The sequence below is a fragment of the Pseudomonas sp. MF08831 genome, from assembly GCF_059862645.1.
Genome location: NZ_JCBCUX010000002.1, coordinates 192,093 through 210,869, shown reverse-complemented (window position 1 = coordinate 210,869; position 18,777 = coordinate 192,093). Strand labels below are relative to the sequence as shown.

Genomic DNA, 18,777 nt, shown 5'->3' with positions numbered 1-18,777 from the left:
CGAACGACTCACGACGAGACCCCATGGCCACTCCCAGCGCTAGCTCTTATAACGCCGACGCCATCGAAGTCCTCTCGGGCCTCGACCCGGTGCGTAAACGCCCAGGCATGTACACCGACACCAGCCGGCCGAACCACCTTGCCCAGGAAGTCATCGACAACAGCGTCGACGAAGCCTTGGCGGGGCATGCCAAGTCGGTACAAGTCATCTTGCACGCCGACCATTCCCTGGAAGTGTCCGACGATGGTCGCGGCATGCCGGTGGACATCCACCCCGAAGAGGGGGTGTCGGGCGTCGAGCTGATCCTCACCAAGCTGCACGCCGGCGGCAAGTTCTCCAACAAGAACTACCAGTTTTCCGGTGGCTTGCACGGTGTGGGTATTTCCGTGGTCAACGCCCTGTCCACGCAGGTCAGGGTCAAGGTCAAGCGCGACGGAAACGAGTACCAGATGACCTTCGCCGATGGCTACAAAGCCACCGACCTGGAAGTGATCGGCAGCGTTGGCAAGCGCAACACCGGCACCAGCGTGTACTTCGCGCCGGACCCGAAATACTTCGATTCACCCAAATTCTCCATCAGCCGCCTCAAGCATGTGCTCAAGGCCAAGGCCGTTCTGTGCCCGGGTTTGCTGGTCAGCTTTGAAGACAAAGGCACCGGCGAGAAGGTCGAGTGGCATTACGAAGACGGCCTGCGTTCCTACCTCGAAGACTCTGTCAGCGACTTCGAACGCCTGCCCAACGAGCCGTTCTGCGGCAGCCTGGCCGGTAATAAAGAAGCCGTTGACTGGGCACTGCTGTGGTTGCCTGAAGGCGGCGACAGCGTGCAGGAAAGCTACGTCAACCTGATCCCCACCGCCCAGGGCGGCACCCACGTCAACGGTTTGCGCCAGGGTTTGCTGGACGCCATGCGCGAATTCTGCGAATACCGCAGCCTGTTGCCACGTGGCGTGAAGCTGGCGCCGGAAGACGTGTGGGAGCGCATCGCGTTCGTGCTGTCGATGAAGATGCAGGAGCCGCAATTCTCCGGTCAGACCAAGGAACGCCTGTCGTCGCGTGAAGCGGCGGCGTTTGTCTCCGGCGTGGTCAAAGATGCGTTCAGCCTGTGGCTCAACGAGCACCCGGAACTGGGCCTGGCCCTGGCGGAGTTGGCGATCAATAACGCCGGCCGCCGTTTGAAGGCCAGCAAAAAGGTCGAGCGCAAGCGCATTACCCAAGGGCCGGCACTGCCGGGCAAGCTGGCCGACTGCGCCGGGCAAGACCCGATGCGTTCCGAGCTGTTTCTGGTCGAAGGTGACTCCGCCGGCGGTTCTGCCAAGCAAGCGCGAGACAAGGAGTTCCAGGCGATCCTGCCGTTGCGCGGCAAGATCCTCAACACCTGGGAGGTCGATGGCAGCGAAGTCCTTGCCAGCCAAGAAGTGCACAACATCGCCGTGGCCATCGGCGTCGACCCGGGCGCGGCAGACATGAGCCAGCTGCGCTACGGCAAGATCTGTATCCTCGCCGACGCCGACTCCGACGGTTTGCACATCGCCACGCTGCTGTGCGCGCTGTTCGTCCAGCACTTCCGCCCATTGGTGGATGCCGGTCACGTCTACGTTGCCATGCCGCCGCTGTACCGTATCGATTTGGGCAAAGAGATTTTCTACGCGCTCGACGAAGCCGAGCGCGATGGCATCCTCGACCGCCTGGTCGCCGAGAAGAAACGCGGCAAGCCACAGGTCACGCGATTCAAAGGCCTGGGTGAGATGAACCCACCGCAGCTGCGCGAAACCACCATGGACCCGAACACGCGGCGCCTGGTGCAGTTGACCCTGGAAGACTTCGCCGGCACCTCGGAAATGATGGACATGTTGCTGGCGAAAAAGCGTGCACCGGATCGCAAGGCCTGGCTGGAGTCCAAAGGCAACCTGGCCGAGGTTCTGGGCTGATGCGCACAGGTTTCGCCCTGGCGATCCTGATGTTGAGCGGGTTGGCGGCGGCCCAAGTGGTCGCCGAGCCCGTGGCTGAGCTAAAGCTGATATCCGAGCATCCGGTGGACGGCATGCGCGGCGGTAACCTCTCGGGCCTGGCGGTATGTGGTCAGGAGCTGTGGACGGTGTCCGATCGCGATGACGACCAGATTTACCGACTCGACATCAGTGCGCCGACCTGGCAGGCCGAAACCGTGAAAATTGACGTGCCGCCGGTGCCCGAGTCCGGGTTGCCCTGGGGGTTGCGCTCGCGCACCAAGGCAGCGTCGTTCATCCGCGGTGGCGACCTGGATTTTGAAGGCATTACCTGCGATGCCGCCGGCAATCGCTACATTGTCAGCGAAGCGCATGCTGCGGTGCTGCAAGTGCCGATGGCGGGCGCCCCAGAATGGTTGAAAATCGCCCCTGGCATGGTGCGTGAAGCCCGCGCCAGTGGCATGTTGCTGCACTTCAACGCTTTGTTCGAAGGCCTGGCGGTGAATCCTGCCGGTAATCAGATTTGGCTGGCGGCCGAGCGTGAGCGGCGTGGCTTAATCTCGATCAAGCGCGGGCAGAGCGTATGGGACTGTGACGGTCCCTGTGTGTTATTGAGCGAGGCTGGCCAGGAAGTGCAACCGGCGCAGTTCACCAACGCCAAGGCTGTGTCCAAGGATTTTGCCGACCTGGCGCTGTTTGACGGCAAGCTGTTTACCCTGGAGCGCAATGCGTTCCAGATTTGCCGGCGCGATGCGGTCACCGCCAAAGTCGAGCTGTGCTGGTCGTTTGCCGACGAAACCCTGATGCCGAAACGGCGCTATGCCCAGCCCTACGGTCTGGCCGAAGCCCTGGTGGTGGATGCAGACGGCGCCTGGCTGGGGATCGACAACAATTTTGGCCCGCGTGCCGATGGTGAAAAACGCCCTGTGGTCTATCGTTTCGCCGCGCCTGCCGGCGGCTGGAGCGCCCAGCCATGAGCGGGCAGCCGCCTGGCAAGCGCGCCGGACGTGTGCTGATGTTTGTGGCATGGGGCGCCGGGCTGTTTTTGGCCACACGGTTTTTTGGGCAGTGGGAAGCACGTCAGGAAAATCCCAATGCGGTGGTGACCTCGCAGCAACACGAGGGGTACATCGAGGTGAAATTGCTGGGCAACGGCCAAGGGCATTTTGTTGCCAGTGGCCAGATCAATGGTCAGCCGGTGGAGTTTATGCTCGATACCGGCGCGACCGATGTGGCGGTGCCGGCCGAATTGGCCGACCGCCTCGGGCTTAAACGTGGCCTGCCGGTGACCTTGAGCACCGCCAACGGCCGTGTTCAGGGCTACCGCACCCACCTTGACCGCCTGAAGCTGGGCGATATCGTCCTGCAGGACGTCCGCGCGATCGTGGCGCCGGGCTTGGACGGGGAACAGGTGCTGCTGGGCATGAGCGCATTGAAACAACTTGAATTTACCCAGCGCAGCGGCACATTGCTGCTGCGCCAGACCAAACAATGATGAGGCCCGCATGAGTGACATCCTCGCAGACAGCTTAGATGGCGTAGAACGCCGGTCGCTGGCTGACTTCACCGAAAATGCCTACCTCAACTACTCCATGTACGTGATCATGGACCGTGCCTTGCCGCATATCGGCGACGGCCTGAAACCGGTACAACGGCGCATCATCTACGCCATGAGTGAGTTGGGGCTGGACGCTGATTCCAAGCACAAGAAGTCGGCGCGTACCGTCGGTGACGTGCTCGGCAAGTTCCACCCGCACGGCGACTCGGCGTGCTACGAAGCCATGGTGCTGATGGCCCAGCCGTTCAGCTACCGCTACACGCTGGTAGACGGCCAGGGTAACTGGGGTGCGCCGGATGATCCCAAGTCCTTCGCCGCCATGCGATACACCGAGGCACGCCTGTCGCGTTACTCCGAAGTGCTGCTCAGCGAGTTGGGCCAGGGTACCGCGAACTGGGGCCCGAACTTCGACGGCACCCTGGACGAACCCTTGGTGTTGCCGGCACGTTTGCCGAATATCCTGCTCAATGGCACCACCGGCATCGCGGTCGGCATGGCCACCGACGTGCCGCCGCATAACCTGCGCGAAGTGGCCACCGCTTGCGTACGCTTGCTGGATGAACCCAAGGCCACGGTCGAGCAGCTCTGCGAACATATCCAGGGCCCGGACTACCCGACCGAAGCGGAAATCATCACGCCGCGCGCCGACCTGCTGAAAATGTACGAAACCGGCAAGGGCTCGGTGCGCATGCGCGCCGTGTACCACATCGAAGACGGCGACATTATTGTCACCGCGCTGCCGCACCAGGTGTCCGGCGCCAAGGTGCTGGAACAGATCGCCGCGCTGATGCAGGCCAAACCGTCGAAACTGCCGCAAGTCGCTGACCTGCGTGACGAGTCCGACCACGAGAACCCATGCCGCATCGTGATCATCCCGACCAACAGCCGGGTCGACCACGAGGTGCTGATGCAGCACCTGTTTGCCAGTACCGACTTGGAGTCGAGCTACCGGGTCAACGTCAACATCATCGGCCTGGACGGCAAGCCGCAGCTGAAAAACCTGCGCAACTTGCTGGTGGAGTGGCTGGAGTTCCGCATACAAACCGTACGCCGCCGCCTGCAATTTCGCCTCGACAAGGTCGAGCGTCGCTTGCACCTGTTGGACGGCTTGCTGATTGCTTATCTCAACCTGGACGAAGTGATCCACATCATTCGTACCGCCGAGCACCCGAAAGCCGAGCTGATCGCGCGTTTCGAGCTGAGCGAGATCCAGGCCGACTACATTCTCGACACCCGCCTGCGTCAGTTGGCGCGCCTGGAAGAGATGAAGTTGCGCGACGAGCAGGATGCATTGCTCAAGGAACAAGCCAAGCTGCAAGCGCTGCTGGGCAGCGAAGCCAAGCTCAAGAAGCTGGTGCGCAGCGAACTGATCAAAGATGCCGAAACCTATGGTGATGACCGTCGCTCGCCAATCGTCGAGCGCGCAGAAGCGAAAGCTCTGACAGAAACCGAGCTGTTGCCTAACGAGAAAATTACCGTCGTTCTGTCGGAAAAGGGTTGGGTTCGCTCCGCCAAAGGGCATGATATTGACGCTACCGGCCTCTCGTACAAGGCCGGTGATGGCTTCAAGACCGCGGCTGCCGGGCGTTCCAACCAATTTGCAGTGTTTATCGATTCCACCGGGCGCAGTTACTCGGTGCCGGCGCACACGTTGCCTTCAGCGCGTGGCCAGGGCGAGCCGCTGACCGGGCGACTCACACCGCCACCGGGGGCGAGTTTCGAATGCGTGCTGCTGCCCGATGATGATTCGCTGTATGTGATCGCGTCCGACGCGGGTTACGGTTTTGTGGTCAAGGGTGAAGACCTGCAGGCCAAGAACAAGGCGGGCAAGGCGTTGCTGAGCTTGCCCAACAACGCCAAGGTGATCCTGCCGCGCACAGTGGAAGACCGCGAGAGCAACTGGCTGGCGTCGGTGACCACCGAAGGGCGTCTGCTGGTGTTCAAGATCAGTGACTTGCCGCAGCTGGGTAAAGGCAAGGGCAACAAGATTATTGGGATTCCCGGGGAGCGGGTGGCCAGTCGCGAAGAGTACGTGACCGACATTGCAGTGATCCCGGAAGGCTCAACCCTGGTACTTCAGGCTGGCAAACGCACGCTGTCGCTGCGCGCTGACGACCTGGAACATTACAAGGGTGAGCGTGGGCGGCGCGGTAACAAACTGCCGCGGGGCTTCCAGCGAGTGGATGCTTTGTTGGTCGAAACGCCGGTTTAAGGCGTATTAGAGCCCTCGATCTACGATTTAACGCGTAGATCGACGCTTTCGCGCTGGAGTCATGGCGCATATTCACGGATGATATGGCCTTTCCAGCGCCGGCGTGGCCGAGCGTGTTTAGGTTATTTTTAGTATTACATTGTGGTTCGCCTTGTGGCAGCCACCTGGATGGGATGATGACTGCTCCACGCCTTCCTTTATTTTTGATGCTCGCTGGCCTTTTGGGGCTGGCGGGTTGCAGCACGCACCAGCCGGTGTCGCTGTACCAGCTGGACAGCGGAAGTCCAGCTCAGCCAGCGCAAACCGCTGGCATGGCCGTATTGCTTGGCCCGGTAGTCGTTGCCGATTACCTGCAACGCGAAACCCTGCTGCAACGTCAGAACGACGGCAGCCTGCAAGGTTCCACTGACGGCCGTTGGGCGGGCAGTTTGTCGTCCGACATCAACCAGTTGATGTTGCGCCAAGTGGCCGGTCATCTGGACAGTCAGCGTGTGGTGCTCGCGCCTGCGCCAACCGGCTTTACTCCGGATGTGCAGGTGTTACTGACCATTACGCGGCTTGACTCGGGCGCCTCGCAGCCGGCCATCCTCGACGCGCAGTGGCGTCTGATCGACCGCCGTGGCCAGGTGCGCGATAACCGCATCGTGCATTTGCAGGAAGAACACAGCGGCACCACCGCGTCCCAGGTCCAGGCCCAGGGCGTGTTGTTGCAGCATCTGGCGCAGCAGTTGTCGGTGGCGCTCAAGCCATTGGCCAACCAGCCGCCGGTTGCCGAGGCACCGCGCAAGCAAGCCCCGGCTCAGGCCAAGCCCGCAGCGCCGGAAAAGCCGAAGATGCCGATGGCTACGCCGATTCGTACGGACATGGAAGTGTTCAGGTTCTGATCTGAATCGCAGACAAACAAAAGGCCCGCTTATTCAGCAGGCCTTTTTTGTTTGTCCGGGATTTGAGTTGCGCTGCAGATTAATGTGGGAGCGGGCTTGCCCGCGAATGCGTTGGATCAGTCGATAAGCCTGGCCACTGACACGCCGCCTTCGCGAGCAAGCCCGCTCCCTCACGAGCCCACTTCTCAGTGGGCTGGGCGGTGTCTTCAGGACTTGGTACGGGTCTCATGCATCCGCGCCAACTGCCGCTCCAGCATCGACGGATACGGCTCCATCAAGCGTTCCACACAGCTGGCGCCTTCAGGGCTGGCAATCGGGCGGATACGCGCGCGTTGGCGAATCAATGCGTCTTCGCTGATCTTGCGCTCCACCAGCAGCAGGTTGCGGCTGTGTTGCGACAAGGCCAGCGCATCCTGGGCGATTTCAGTCAGCAGCAGATCGATCTGGCTCATGCCAAACAGATCATCGCCCACGGTCAAACCAAGCTGCAGTTGCAAGGTGATGCCGCTGTCGGCCACTTCGATCTGCAGGGCATGGCCCAGGGCGCGCAACAACTCGCCGCAGCAAATAGCATTGGTCAGGTAATCTTCGCCGCTGTCTTCGCTGTGGAACAGCATCAGCGTGCTGCCGTCGTTCAGGGTGTGCAGTTCGCTCTGATACAGCGAGGCGGCCTGATCCAGGCAGTCGCGGTAGCGTTCCAGCAATTCCGTCAGGCGGGCGCGGGGCAGGCGGCGCAGTTGGTCCTGGGCGCCCAGTTGCACGGCCAATACGGCGCTGTGCTGGGGCTCGGTGTTCTTCACCGGCGCAGGCTTAGGCGCGACGGCCGCGGTGGCGGCCGAGGTATCGCGCAGGTCGGAGAACGGGTCTTCGTCATCCAGTTCATCTTCCTCAGCCTTGATGACCTGGCGGGGCGCGGGCTTGAGGCCTGCCACCGGCGCACTTTCGTCAAAGCCTGGATCACGCAGGTCGCGCACTTCAAACTCGGGTTCGTCGTCGTAATCGGTGTCGTCGTACTCGGGTTCTGGCTCGACCTCGGGCACTACCGGCTCGGGTGCGAAGCTGGCGTGAAGCTGGCGGGCGAGGTCGCCGATCTCATCCTGGCGATCAGTGGCCGGGGTGTGTTCGTCAATATCGCGCAGCCAGATGCGCAGCTGCATCAGCGGCGTGGAGATATGCCGCCCCAGGCGCAAGCTCAAGGCCAGGGCCAATGCCAACAGGATCGCGCTGAGGATACCCATGCTTTGCAGGCTGATGGTCATCGGCTGCTGGAATTGCTGCATGTCCAGGCTGATGCGCAGTTGGCCGGCCTTCACATCCTGAAACGTGATGTTGCTCGAATACAAACCTTCGGCTTCACCCAGCAGGCCGTTTTTCGGGCGTTGCCCGGCTTCGGCCATGATCCGGTTGTCCACGCTGTAGATCGCGGCGTGGGCCACCAACGGGTTCTTGGTCAGGTTGTTGAGCAGCACGTTGAGGCTGAGAATGTCGTTAGACACCAGCAGCTCAGTCGCCGACGTGGCGGTCTGAGTGGTCAGGCTCTCGCCCAGGGCGTCGGCTTGCTCGTGCATGGCCTGCTTGAACTGCAAGCCCATCACGCAGGCATAGATCACCAGGGCCAGAGCGACCAGGATCACGTTATGGCTGGCGATGCGTAATGCGATCGGTACACGGCGGTGGCGCAGTGCCCGGAAGATCAGCAGGAAGAAGTTATCGGTTTTTACTGGCGTAGGCCGGTTCACTTGAGCTCGGCTCTTTAGTCCGTGAAGTTGACGCGCAGTATAGCGACAGGCCTGGGACCGGCAAAGCGCTGGCTGTGCCCGATGGTCACTGAAAGTGGGTAGAATGCGGTTTTTTTCCAGCCTGGGGGTGCGCTTTGCGCGAAATTGTCCTGATAAACATCACAGGTGTTGACCGACCGGGTCTCACCGCAGCCATTACCGGTGTGCTGGCCCAGGGTGGTGTGAACATTCTCGACATCGGCCAGGCGGTGATCCACGACACCCTCTCGTTCGGCATCCTCGTGGAAATCCCGAGTACCGAACAGGCTTCTTCGGTGCTCAAGGACATCCTGTTTACGGCGTATAAGCTCGATCAGCAGGTGCGTTTCACGCCGGTGTCCGAAGCCGATTACCAGCATTGGGTGGAAGGCCAGGGCAAAAAACGCCACATCGTTACGCTGCTGACCCGCAAGGTCACCGCCGAGCAATTGCAACGTGTCAGCTCGATTACCGCCCAGTACGGTTTGAATATTGATCATATCGACCGTTTGTCGGGTCGCATGCCGCTTGATACGCCAGCCGACAAAGGCAAGGGCTGCATCGAGTTTTCCGTGCGCGGCGAACCGGCGGATCCGCAAGCCCTGCGCGCCGAGTTCTTGAGCGTGGCTCAGGAACTGAATGTCGACATCGCCTTCCAGGAAGACTCGCTGTTCCGCCGCAACCGCCGCCTGGCGGTGTTCGACATGGACTCCACGCTGATTGAAGCCGAAGTCATCGACGAGCTGGCCAAGGCTGCCGGTGTGGGCGAGCAAGTGTCTGAAATTACCGAGCGCGCCATGGCCGGTGAGCTGGATTTCCGTGCCAGCTTCAAGGAGCGCCTGGCGCTGCTCAAAGGCCTGGATGTGAGCGTGCTGGACTCGATCGGCGCCTCGCTGCGCCTGACCGAAGGCGCCGAAACCCTGTTCGCCGAGCTCAAGCGCCTGGGCTACAAGACCGCGATTCTATCGGGCGGCTTTACCTACTTCGCCAAGCAACTGCAGGCCAAGCTGGGCATCGATTATGTGTTCGCCAACGAGCTGGAAGTGGTGGATGGCAAGGTGACGGGCGTGGCGGTGGAGCCGATTGTCGACGCGCAGCGCAAAGCGGATTTGCTGAGGGAATTGGCGCATAAGGAAGGTTTGCGTCTGGAACAGACCATTGCGGTCGGTGACGGCGCCAATGATTTGCCGATGCTGGCAATCGCCGGGTTGGGTGTGGCGTTCCGCGCCAAGCCGCTGGTCAAGCAATCGGCCAAGCAGGCGATCTCGACGTTGGGGCTGGATGGCGTGTTGTACCTGCTGGGCTTGCGCGACCGCGACGGTCAGTTGTAACTGGCAAAACGCAGTTGAAAATGTGGGAGGGGGCTTGCCCCCGATTGCGATGAGTCAGTCACCCGATGAGGTGACTGAAACACAGCTTTCGGGGGGCAAGCCCCCTCCCACATTGGGTTTGGTGTCAGGCTTTAGGAGCGGCGATGCCCTGGCCCATCTGTACCGGCGTGCCTGCCACCAGTTCTTCGGCCCACTTAACCTGGTCCGGCCCGAACAGCACAATTGCAGTCGAACCCAGCTTGAAGCGGCCCAGTTCTGCGCCTTTCTCCAAGTGAATCGGTGCGCGTGCAGCCTCGTCGTAGCGGAAGGTTTTCAGCTCGCGTTTTGGCGGCGTCACCAGCCCGGCCCATACGGTTTCAATCGACGCGACGATCATCGCACCCACCAACACCACCGCCATCGGGCCGCGTTCGGTGTCGAACAGGCAGACAACACGTTCGTTACGGGCAAACAGTTCAGGCACGTTTTCGGCGGTGGTCTGGTTGACCGAGAAAATTCGACCTGGCACGTAGACCATCTCGCGAAGCGTACCGGCCAGCGGCATATGCACGCGGTGGTAGTCCTTGGGCGACAGGTAAATAGTGGCGAAATCACCGCCCATAAACGGTGCAGCCAATGCGGCATCGCCGCCCAGCAATTCCAGCACGCTGAAGCTGTGGCCCTTGGCCTGGAACACGCGGCCGTGTTCGATTGGGCCAAGCTGGCTGACGGCGCCGTCGGCCGGGCTGAGTACCGCGCCTGGGGTTTGATCCAGCGGGCGCGCGCCGTCTTTCAAGGCGCGGGTGAAGAAGGCGTTGAAATGCTCGTAGGCGGTCAAGTCTTCAACCAGGGCTTGGGACATGTCCACCTGATAGCGCTTGGCGAACCAGGCGGTGAAGGCGTTCTTGAACCAGCGCACGCGGCACTCGGCGATGCAGCCGGCCAGTCGCGAGAGCAAGTGGTGCGGCAGCAAGTACTGGCTGAGGATAAACAACTGCTTTTTCATTAACTGTCCTTAAACCTTAAATCTCAACGGGGGTGTCGGGGTGGTTGCCCCATTCGCCCCAGGAACCGGCATAACCTTTGACTCGCGGATAACCGAGCGCCTTGGCCACCAGGTAGGTGAAGCCAGAGCGGTGGTGAGTCTGGCAGTGGGTGATGATTTCTTTGTCTTTGGTCAACCCGAGGTCTTCCAGAATCTGCGGCATGTCGCGGCGGATACGCAGGCTGCGCGCCTTGTCCATGCCGGCGGTCCATTCGAAGTTCACCGCGCCGGGGATGTGTCCGCCCTTGGCTGCGAGCACTTTCTCGCCGGAGTATTCCAGGGGGCCGCGTGCGTCCCAGATACCCAGGTCGGCCGCGCCGAGTCGGCTGTGCAGGTATTCGCGGGTGGCGGTAGGGCCGTCGTGCAAGGTCAGGCTCACCGGCCCGCCGACGGGGGCGGGCACCTCGGTGGATAGCGGGTGCTGACCGTCCAGCCATGCCAGCAGGCCGCCGTCCAGGTAGTGGTATTTCTGGTGGCCGATCACGTCGAGCAACCAGATGAAGCGCCCGGCCCAGCCGCCGCCTTCGTCGTCGTAGACCACGTAGGTGGCATCCGGGGTGTGGCCCAGTTCGCCGAACAATTTTTCGAGGTCGGCCTTGTGCGGCAGCAAACCGGGTGCGGGCGCCTGGCCCAGTTGGGTGCGCTTGGGGTCAACGAAATGCGCGCCGGGGATATGCCCTTCGGCGTAGCGGGCGGCACTGGTGAGGTCCACCAGAATCAGGTGTTCGGCATCCAGTTGACCGAGCAGGTCGCTGGACTCGATCACCAGCGGCAAGCCAGAGAAGTCAGGCATGTGAGGTCTCCTGGGCACAATTGTTGGCGATAAAAGAGGGCGATTGTAGCGCAAGCATCAAGCGCTGCGGTTGGTAAAGCTGTGCAGCGCTTTCTCGATGCATTGAGCGGTTTTGCCGAAGGCCTGCACGGTGGTTTCCGAGAAGGGGCCACCGCCCTGATCGGCGACCATCAGCATCACGACCTTGCCGTTGCAGCTCAACGAACGCAGCAACATGTGTTCGCCATTGAACAGGCGGCGCAGGATCGGCGGCAGCAAGGCCGAGAACTGTGCGTGGTTGTCTGGCGTGAGGCGTACCTGGGCAGATTTTTCCAGCAGGCGCTGCAGCAGCGTGCTGTTGACCACGTCCAGGCTCAGGTTCGCCGCGTCCCTGGGCAAGCCGTCGGCCTGGTGCACGCGCAAGGTGCTCAAGGCGCGGTCCGCCATGAACAGCAAGACGCGCTGCATGCCGCTGGCAACCAGGGCTTCTCGGGCGCAGGTGGTCAGGTGCATGGCATTGGCAAAACGGCTCGGTTCGACCAGCAGCTCGGTGCAACGCTTGCGCCACACGGCGAGTGCCTCGGCAGTGGGCGGCGGCGCCGGCAACAGGCCGCGATGGATTTTCTGCACATGCCACGGCCAGATCAGCGACAACGCCGGGTGCCAGAGGTCAGGCATCAAGGTTGTGCGTGCGCTGGTCACCGCTTGCTGGTGAACCTGTTGCTGCACGTCACTCAGCGGCTCTTGCAGGTACAGCGCGGTGAGGTACTGCCAGCGCTCGGTGTGCGGGCAAGTCCAGGATTCCTGCGCCGACATCGCCAGGCCGTTGGCCAGCAGCACAGTGTTGGCCGGCTGGTTCAGCCAGCGGCGCAGGTTGGGTTCGGCGTCGAGCAATTGCTGTTGGCGCAGCGCGTCGTCTTCACGGGCGATGCGCAGCGCCTTGACCAGCAAGCGCTGTTCAGTCAGCAGCAGGTTGTAGCCTTGGGAGACCCAGATTGGCAGGTGCCAGGCTTCGGTCAAACCGCGGCACAAGTCCAGCAGGCGCACACCGAACAGTGCCTGTTCGACCTTGTGTGCCGACTGGCCTTTGTGGATCACCCGCAGTTCCCATTCTTCCAGAAGCTTGGGGTACGCGACGGCCATCGGCCACAGCGGCGACAGAAACAGCAGGCTGCCCCAATGAATGTCTTGCCACAACCGCGCAAGGCGGCTGGCGAACAAACCGTTGGCTTGCTGGGAGGCGTGCTGGCTCACCAGCAGCAGTTGGCGCAGGGCCACCGGAATGTCTTTTTCCGGCACCGAGGGCAGGCGCGCCAGCAACTCCTCGGCGCGTTTGAGGCCGAGGCGGTTGAGCGCCACTTCGAGGTTTTCCGCCGGCCCCGACAGGCTGCCATGGGCCTGGCCGTTAGCCTCGCGCATCACGCTGAGCACCAGCGCCGGGCTGTGTTGCATCAGCTCGGCAATATCCCGTAAAGAACTACGGCTATCGCGGATGGCCTTGCACACGCGTTCGTGACTAGCCTGAGGAACAGGCAGCAGCACATCGTCCAGGCGCTTTATCCAAGCCGCGAGGGTAGTAGGTTTTGTCGTTGGAGCTGTCGTTTCATTAGCCATGATTGGGGCGCGATCATCACTTGCGTTCTACACGCCCGGAACGGGCCGAATTGGCTTTTCGCCTTAACGGGCTATAGTCTGGCGCAGTTTTGCCGATAAGTAGAACAAGAGTTTTCAGCTTCACCCAATATGTCCATGAACCCGACGGCGCAAGTACCAATCTCCTATGGCTAAAATTATCGGCATCATCGTCGTCATCGCAAGTGTGCTCGGTGGGTACGTCCTGTCCCACGGTAAAATTGCCGCGCTGATCCAGCCCTTCGAAGTGTTGATCATCGGCGGTGCCGCGTTTGGCGCATTCCTGCAGGCCAACCCCGGCTACATGACCATGCACGTGATCAAAAAGTCGCTGGGCATGTTCAGCTCGCGCTTCTCCCACACCTTTTATTTGGAAGTGCTGGGGCTGATCTACGAGATCCTCAACAAGAGTCGCCGCGAAGGCATGATGGCTATCGAAGGCGACATTGAAGACGCCGCCGCCAGCCCGATTTTCGCCAAGTACCCGGCGGTGCTCAAAGACGAGCGCATGACCGCCTACATCTGCGATTACCTGCGCATCATGTCCTCCGGCAACATGGCGCCGCACGAGCTGGAAGGCTTGTTCGACATGGAGTTGTTCAGCCTCAAAGAAGAGCTGGAACACCCATCCCACGCCGTGACCGGCATCGCCGACGGCATGCCCGGTTTCGGTATCGTCGCGGCGGTACTCGGCATCGTGGTGACCATGGCGTCCCTGGGCGAAGGCGACCAGAAGGCCATCGGTATGCACGTGGGCGCGGCCCTGGTGGGTACCTTCTTCGGTATTCTCGCGGCCTATGGTTTCTTCGGCCCTCTGGCGACCTCCCTGGCGCACGATGCCAAGGAAGAAGTGAATTTGTACGAAGCAATCAAGGCCTGTCTGGTGGCTTCGGCGTCCGGCATGCCGCCATCGCTGGCGGTGGAGTTCGGGCGCAAGGTGCTGTACCCGAAACATCGCCCAAGTTTTGCCGAGCTGGAACAAGCGGTTCGCGGTCGCTAAGTCATGGAAAACAACCAGCCGATAATCATCAAGCGCGTCAAGCGCTTCGCTGCGGGGCACCATGGCGGCGCCTGGAAAATCGCCTTCGCCGACTTTGCGACGGCGATGATGGCGTTCTTCCTGGTGCTGTGGCTGATGTCCACCGCCACGCCCGAACAGAAGATCGCCATCGCCGGTTACTTCAAAGACCCGATTGGCTTTTCGGAAAGCGGCACACCGTTTGTCATCGACCTGGGCGGCTCGCCGCAGTTGGCGCCCGAGCGCACCATCAACCCGGAGGTCAAGACCGAATCGCCGCAGGAAAACATTCCAATCGAGCGCGATACCGTCGAGGCCATGGCCGAGCAGGTCGAGCAGGAACGTCTGGAATTGTTGCTGCAGGAACTGCAGACCAAGGTTGAAGAGAATCCGCAGCTGCTCAAATTCAAGGATCAGATTTCTTTCGAGATCACGCCGGAAGGCTTGCGCATCCAGATCACCGACGCCGCCAACCGGCCGATGTTCGACTCTGGCAGCGCGCGTCTGAAACCCTATTTTGAAGACATCCTGCTGGCCATGGCTGACACCATCAAGGCGGTGCCGAACAAGATCAGCATCAGCGGCCACACCGACGCCAAGCCGTATGCGGGCCAGGGTGACTTCGGCAACTGGGAACTCTCGGCCAACCGCGCCAACGCCGCCCGCCGTGCGCTGGTCGCGGGCAGCTACCCGGACCCGCAAGTGGCGCGTGTGGTGGGTTTTGCGTCGTCGCAGCTATTTGATCCTAAAGATCCGTTCAACCCGATCAACCGTCGGATTGATATTGTCGTGCTGACCAAAAAGGCCCAGCGTGCGATCGAAGGCGATCAGGGCGCAGCGCCGGCGGCACCGACCCAAGGCGAGGGCGCACCGGGCGAAGTGCCGGCCGACCCGAACGCGATTCCGCCAGGGCAGGAACCGCTGCCGGCCCACGAGCTGCGGCAGAAGCTGAACCTGTTTGATGATGGTGGGGTGAAAGATCCTACGGCGCCTGGGTCGTAACAGAGCGATTGTGGCGAGCGGGCTCGCCACAACGGTTCAGTAACTGCTCTCGGGCAAGCTCGCAATAATCGACCGGTAGCTGTTCATGCGCTGCTGCTGAACGCGACCGTCTTCCAGCGCCTTGAGCAGTGCACAACCGGGCTCGCGGTCGTGTTTGCAGTCGCGGAAGCGGCAGGTGCCGATCAGGTCGTTGAACTCGATGAAGCCCGCTTCCACATCGCTGCGGCTGACGTGGCCCAAGCCAAATTCACGAATACCCGGGGAGTCGATCAGCTCACCGCCGCCCGGGAAGTGGAACAACCGCGCGGTGGTGGTGGTGTGGGTGCCCTGGCCGGACAGTTCCGACAGCGGGCCGACACGGGTGTCGACTTCCGGCAGCAGGCTGTTGACCAGCGACGACTTGCCCACGCCCGACTGGCCGACGAACACACTGATGCGCCCGTCCAACTGCTGTTGCAGCTGTTCCATGCCATTGCCGTGATGCGCCGAGACTTCCAGCACCGGGTAACCCAGCGTGCGGTAGACCGCCAGTAGCGCGTTGAGCGCCGGGGCGTTCTGCTCGTCGATCAGGTCGAATTTGTTCAGCAGCAACAGCGGGCGAATGCCGGCATGCTCGGCTGCGACCAGGTAGCGGTCGATCAGGTTGGCATGCGGCTCGGGCAGCGGCGCGAACACGATCACGATCATGTCGACGTTGGCGGCCACCGGCTTGAGCTGGCCGCGGCTGTCAGGGCGGCGCAATTCGGTGGTGCGCGGCAACTGGGCGACGATCACGCCGATCCCCTGGTTGCCGGCGCGCCACACGACCTTGTCGCCGGTCACCAGCGCAGGCAGGTTGGCGCGCAAGTGGCAGCGGGAAACAGAGCCTGCGAGTTCGCCTTCCAGCGCCTCGACTTCGACCTGCACACCAAAGTGCGCGATCACCAGACCCGTCTGTTCGGGGCCCAGGTCGCCGCCCTCGAGCGCCTCTACGGCGGAGGATTCACGTTTGGCGGCGCGAGCAGCGCGTTCACCTTGGATCTTTTCGATGCGCCAGTTTTGGCGACGATTGAGCTGGCGTTTGGCCATGGGTGTTCCGTGTCGATAATGCAAAAGTTAGGTAAAACGGTCGCGAGTCTAGCACGCCCCTGCCTGCTAAACTGCGCAGCTACGCCAAGGTGCCAAGAGAATCAAGCCATGCAAAACCCACAGAACCTGATTTGGATCGATCTGGAAATGACCGGTCTGAACCCCGACACCGACGTCATCATCGAGATGGCGACGATTGTCACCGACAGCAACCTCAACACCTTGGCCGAAGGTCCGGTGATCGCCATTCACCACAGCGACGCCGTCCTCGCCACCATGGATGAGTGGAATACGCGCACCCACGGCAACTCCGGCCTGACCCAGCGCGTGCGTGACAGCCGCATCAGCATGCGCGACGCCGAAGCTGAAACCATCGCCTTCCTTGAAAAGTGGGTGCCCAAGGGCAAGTCACCGATCTGCGGCAACAGCATATGCCAGGATCGTCGCTTCCTTTATACGCACATGAAAGCGCTGGAAAGCTACTTCCACTACCGCAACCTGGATGTGTCCACCTTGAAAGAGCTGGCCGCACGCTGGGCGCCGGAAGTAAAAGACAGCTTCCATAAAGGCAGCACGCATTTGGCGTTGGATGATATTCGCGAGTCGATTGCTGAGTTGCAGCATTACCGCAAGCATTTCATCAAGGCTTAAAGATTCGGCGCCTGGCCTGTCGCCTTCGCGAGCAAGCCCGCGCCCACATTTAACCAAGTTCCACCTTTGGAATGCGGTCGAATGTGGGAGCGGGCTTGCTCGCGAAGGGCGCGACGCGGTCTTTCGCCTGGCGCCCCCTTTTGGTGCCATCACCAAATGATTAGACTGCGCGCCTCATTGCAAGGATCGCCATCATGCTGTTGATGCTCTACCTCATCGCCATCACCGCCGAAGCCATGACCGGCGCGCTGTCCGCCGGGCGGCGGGGCATGGACTGGTTTGGGGTGGTGCTGATTGCCTGCGTCACGGCATTGGGCGGTGGTTCGGTACGCGATGTATTGCTTGGGCATTACCCGCTGACCTGGGTCAAACACCCGGAATACCTGGTGTTGACCTCCATCGCTGCGTTGGTGACGATCTTTATCGCACCGTTGATGCGCCATCTGCGGTCACTGTTCCTGGCGCTGGACGCCGTGGGCCTGGTGGCGTTCACTTTGATCGGCTGCATGACCGCCCTGGAAATGGGCCACGGCATGTTGGTGGCGTCAGTCAGCGGGGTGATTACTGGCGTATTCGGCGGCATCCTGCGGGATATTTTCTGCAACGACATCCCGCTGATCTTCCGCCGTGAGCTGTACGCCAGCGTGTCGTTCCTTGCCGCCTGGTTCTACATGCTGTGCCTTTATCTGCAGTTGCCCAGCGAGCAAGCGATCCTGCTGACCTTGTTCAGCGGCTTTCTGTTGCGCCTGCTGGCCATCCGTTTTCACTGGGAAATGCCCAAATTCGTCTACAACGACGACGTGCACTAGCGTGCAGCGTGCTGGTTGAGCGCCCACTCGACGTGTTCGCGCACCAAGTCCGATGGGTAATCCCGACGCGCCTTTAAAGCTTCCAGCACTGGAATGCTCGATGGCGCATTGCCCAGCCCAACGGCCAGGTTGCGCAGCCAGCGTTCATAACCGGCGCGGCGTAGCGGCGAACCTTCGGTGCTGCTGAGGAATTTATCCTCGTCCCACATAAACAGTTCGGCCAGCTCGGCGTTGTCCAGGTTGTGCCGAGGCTTGAAATCGCCTTCGGCGGTAGGTCGGGCGAAACGATTCCACGGGCAAACGATCTGACAGTCATCGCAACCGAACACGCGATTGCCGATCAGCGGGCGCAAGTCTTCAGGAATTGAGCTTTTGAGCTCGATGGTGAGGTAGGAAATGCAGCGTCGCGCGTCCAGTACATAGGGGCCGACAAACGCGTTGGTGGGGCAGATGTCCAGGCAAGCGGTGCAGCGGCCGCAGTGCTCGGTGGCGTGAGGCGGATCTACCGGCAGTGGCAAATCGACAAACAGCTCGCTCAGGAAGAAATAGCTGCCGGCCTTGCGATTGAGCACCAGGGTGTTTTTGCCGATCCAGCCGAGACCGGCCTGCTCGGCGATGGCTTTTTCCAGCACCGGCGCGCTGTCGACAAACGCGCGAAAGCCAAACGGGCCGATCTGGGCCTGAATGCGATCGGCCAGTTGCTGCACGCGCTTGCGGATGAGCTTGTGGTAATCGCGGCCAAGGGCGTAACGGGAGATGTAGGCTTTTTCTGGCTTGGCCAGCAACTGCGCCATTTGGGTGTCGCCTGGCAGATAATCCATGCGCAGCGAGACCACGCGCAGAGTGCCCGGCACCAGTTCATCGGGATGCGAGCGTTTGCTGCCATGGGCGCCCATGTAGTCCATCTCGCCGTGGTAGCCCGCGTCGAGCCAGCGTTGCAGGTGCTGCTCATGTTCGGCCAGGTCCAGGCCGCTGATGCCGACTTGTTGAAAGCCCAGCTCGCGGCCCCAGTCTTTGATCGATTGGGCGAGGGCGGGCAGATCGGTGGTGATGGCAGGCATGAGACAAGGGAAACCGCAGGTTAGATAGGTATAATTCTGCCAGACATCGGAG

At 61.4% G+C, this 18,777-nt stretch carries 16 protein-coding genes; 10 read left to right on the top strand and 6 right to left on the bottom strand.

What is annotated here, in order from left to right:
- Window positions 1-23 precede the first annotated feature (23 nt).
- The 5 genes from parE to AC19YS_RS04315 all read left to right on the top strand — a co-directional run bounded on the left by parE (window position 24) and on the right by AC19YS_RS04315 (window position 6,600).
- A complete protein-coding gene (gene parE, locus AC19YS_RS04335; RefSeq protein ID WP_106577607.1) occupies window positions 24-1,928 on the top strand; it encodes a DNA topoisomerase IV subunit B in 1,905 nt (634 codons plus the stop codon).
- Complete coding sequence (locus AC19YS_RS04330; RefSeq protein WP_106577608.1) at window positions 1,928-2,923, top strand: esterase-like activity of phytase family protein; 996 nt, start codon at window positions 1,928-1,930, stop codon at window positions 2,921-2,923. The genes parE and AC19YS_RS04330 overlap by 1 nt, the downstream gene beginning before the upstream one ends.
- A complete protein-coding gene (locus AC19YS_RS04325) occupies window positions 2,920-3,441 on the top strand; it encodes a retropepsin-like aspartic protease family protein (protein WP_119737939.1) in 522 nt (173 codons plus the stop codon). Before AC19YS_RS04330 ends, AC19YS_RS04325 begins: the two co-directional genes overlap by 4 nt.
- Window positions 3,442-3,451: 10 nt before the next feature.
- Entirely contained in the window at window positions 3,452-5,716 is a 2,265-nt protein-coding gene (parC, locus tag AC19YS_RS04320) for a DNA topoisomerase IV subunit A (RefSeq protein WP_106577610.1), read from the top strand.
- Between the two features lie 176 nt (window positions 5,717-5,892).
- A complete protein-coding gene (locus AC19YS_RS04315; protein ID WP_164487902.1) occupies window positions 5,893-6,600 on the top strand; it encodes a PqiC family protein in 708 nt (235 codons plus the stop codon).
- 206 nt (window positions 6,601-6,806) lie between these two features.
- Here AC19YS_RS04315 and AC19YS_RS04310 read toward each other — a convergent pair whose 3' ends face one another.
- Complete coding sequence (locus tag AC19YS_RS04310) at window positions 6,807-8,339, bottom strand: AhpA/YtjB family protein (protein ID WP_119737937.1); 1,533 nt, start codon at window positions 8,337-8,339, stop codon at window positions 6,807-6,809.
- 134 nt (window positions 8,340-8,473) lie between these two features.
- Here AC19YS_RS04310 and serB point away from each other — a divergent pair, with 134 nt between their 5' ends.
- Complete coding sequence (gene serB / locus AC19YS_RS04305) at window positions 8,474-9,688, top strand: phosphoserine phosphatase SerB (RefSeq protein ID WP_106577613.1); 1,215 nt, start codon at window positions 8,474-8,476, stop codon at window positions 9,686-9,688.
- Between the two features lie 124 nt (window positions 9,689-9,812).
- On the opposite strand, the gene asd is transcribed toward serB, so the two are convergent.
- Genes asd through AC19YS_RS04290 form a run of 3 tightly spaced genes read right to left on the bottom strand, consistent with a single transcriptional unit; the run spans window position 9,813 to window position 13,098 of the window.
- Window positions 9,813-10,673: an archaetidylserine decarboxylase gene (gene asd / locus AC19YS_RS04300; RefSeq protein ID WP_106577614.1), complete on the bottom strand. Its 861-nt coding sequence runs from the start codon at window positions 10,671-10,673 to the stop codon at window positions 9,813-9,815.
- Between the two features lie 16 nt (window positions 10,674-10,689).
- Window positions 10,690-11,505, bottom strand: coding sequence for a rhodanese-like domain-containing protein (locus AC19YS_RS04295; RefSeq protein WP_200624028.1), 816 nt, complete (start codon window positions 11,503-11,505; stop codon window positions 10,690-10,692).
- 57 nt (window positions 11,506-11,562) lie between these two features.
- Window positions 11,563-13,098 carry an HDOD domain-containing protein gene (locus AC19YS_RS04290; protein ID WP_500601012.1) on the bottom strand — a complete coding sequence of 512 codons (1,536 nt, stop codon included), beginning with the start codon at window positions 13,096-13,098 and terminating at the stop codon, window positions 11,563-11,565.
- A gap of 166 nt (window positions 13,099-13,264) precedes the next feature.
- On the opposite strand from AC19YS_RS04290, the gene motA reads away from it, so the two are divergent.
- Window positions 13,265-14,116, top strand: coding sequence for a flagellar motor stator protein MotA (motA, locus tag AC19YS_RS04285; RefSeq protein ID WP_003217532.1), 852 nt, complete (start codon window positions 13,265-13,267; stop codon window positions 14,114-14,116).
- A 3-nt stretch (window positions 14,117-14,119) separates the two neighbouring features.
- Window positions 14,120-15,136 carry a flagellar motor protein MotB gene (gene motB, locus AC19YS_RS04280; RefSeq protein WP_106577617.1) on the top strand — a complete coding sequence of 339 codons (1,017 nt, stop codon included), beginning with the start codon at window positions 14,120-14,122 and terminating at the stop codon, window positions 15,134-15,136.
- A gap of 36 nt (window positions 15,137-15,172) precedes the next feature.
- Here the strand turns inward: motB and rsgA are convergent, their stop codons facing one another.
- Window positions 15,173-16,204, bottom strand: coding sequence for a small ribosomal subunit biogenesis GTPase RsgA (gene rsgA, locus AC19YS_RS04275; RefSeq protein WP_003171340.1), 1,032 nt, complete (start codon window positions 16,202-16,204; stop codon window positions 15,173-15,175).
- A 108-nt stretch (window positions 16,205-16,312) separates the two neighbouring features.
- Between rsgA and orn the strand changes: the two genes are divergently transcribed.
- Together orn and AC19YS_RS04265 are read left to right on the top strand one after the other, a co-directional pair.
- Window positions 16,313-16,855, top strand: a complete 543-nt coding sequence (gene orn / locus AC19YS_RS04270; protein WP_124416282.1) for an oligoribonuclease — start codon at window positions 16,313-16,315, stop codon at window positions 16,853-16,855.
- 191 nt (window positions 16,856-17,046) lie between these two features.
- Complete coding sequence (locus tag AC19YS_RS04265) at window positions 17,047-17,664, top strand: trimeric intracellular cation channel family protein (RefSeq protein WP_177410090.1); 618 nt, start codon at window positions 17,047-17,049, stop codon at window positions 17,662-17,664.
- On the opposite strand, the gene queG is transcribed toward AC19YS_RS04265, so the two are convergent.
- A complete protein-coding gene (gene queG / locus AC19YS_RS04260) occupies window positions 17,661-18,725 on the bottom strand; it encodes a tRNA epoxyqueuosine(34) reductase QueG (RefSeq protein ID WP_179678320.1) in 1,065 nt (354 codons plus the stop codon). The two genes, AC19YS_RS04265 and queG, sit on opposite strands and share 4 nt — an antisense overlap.
- Window positions 18,726-18,777 lie beyond the last annotated feature (52 nt).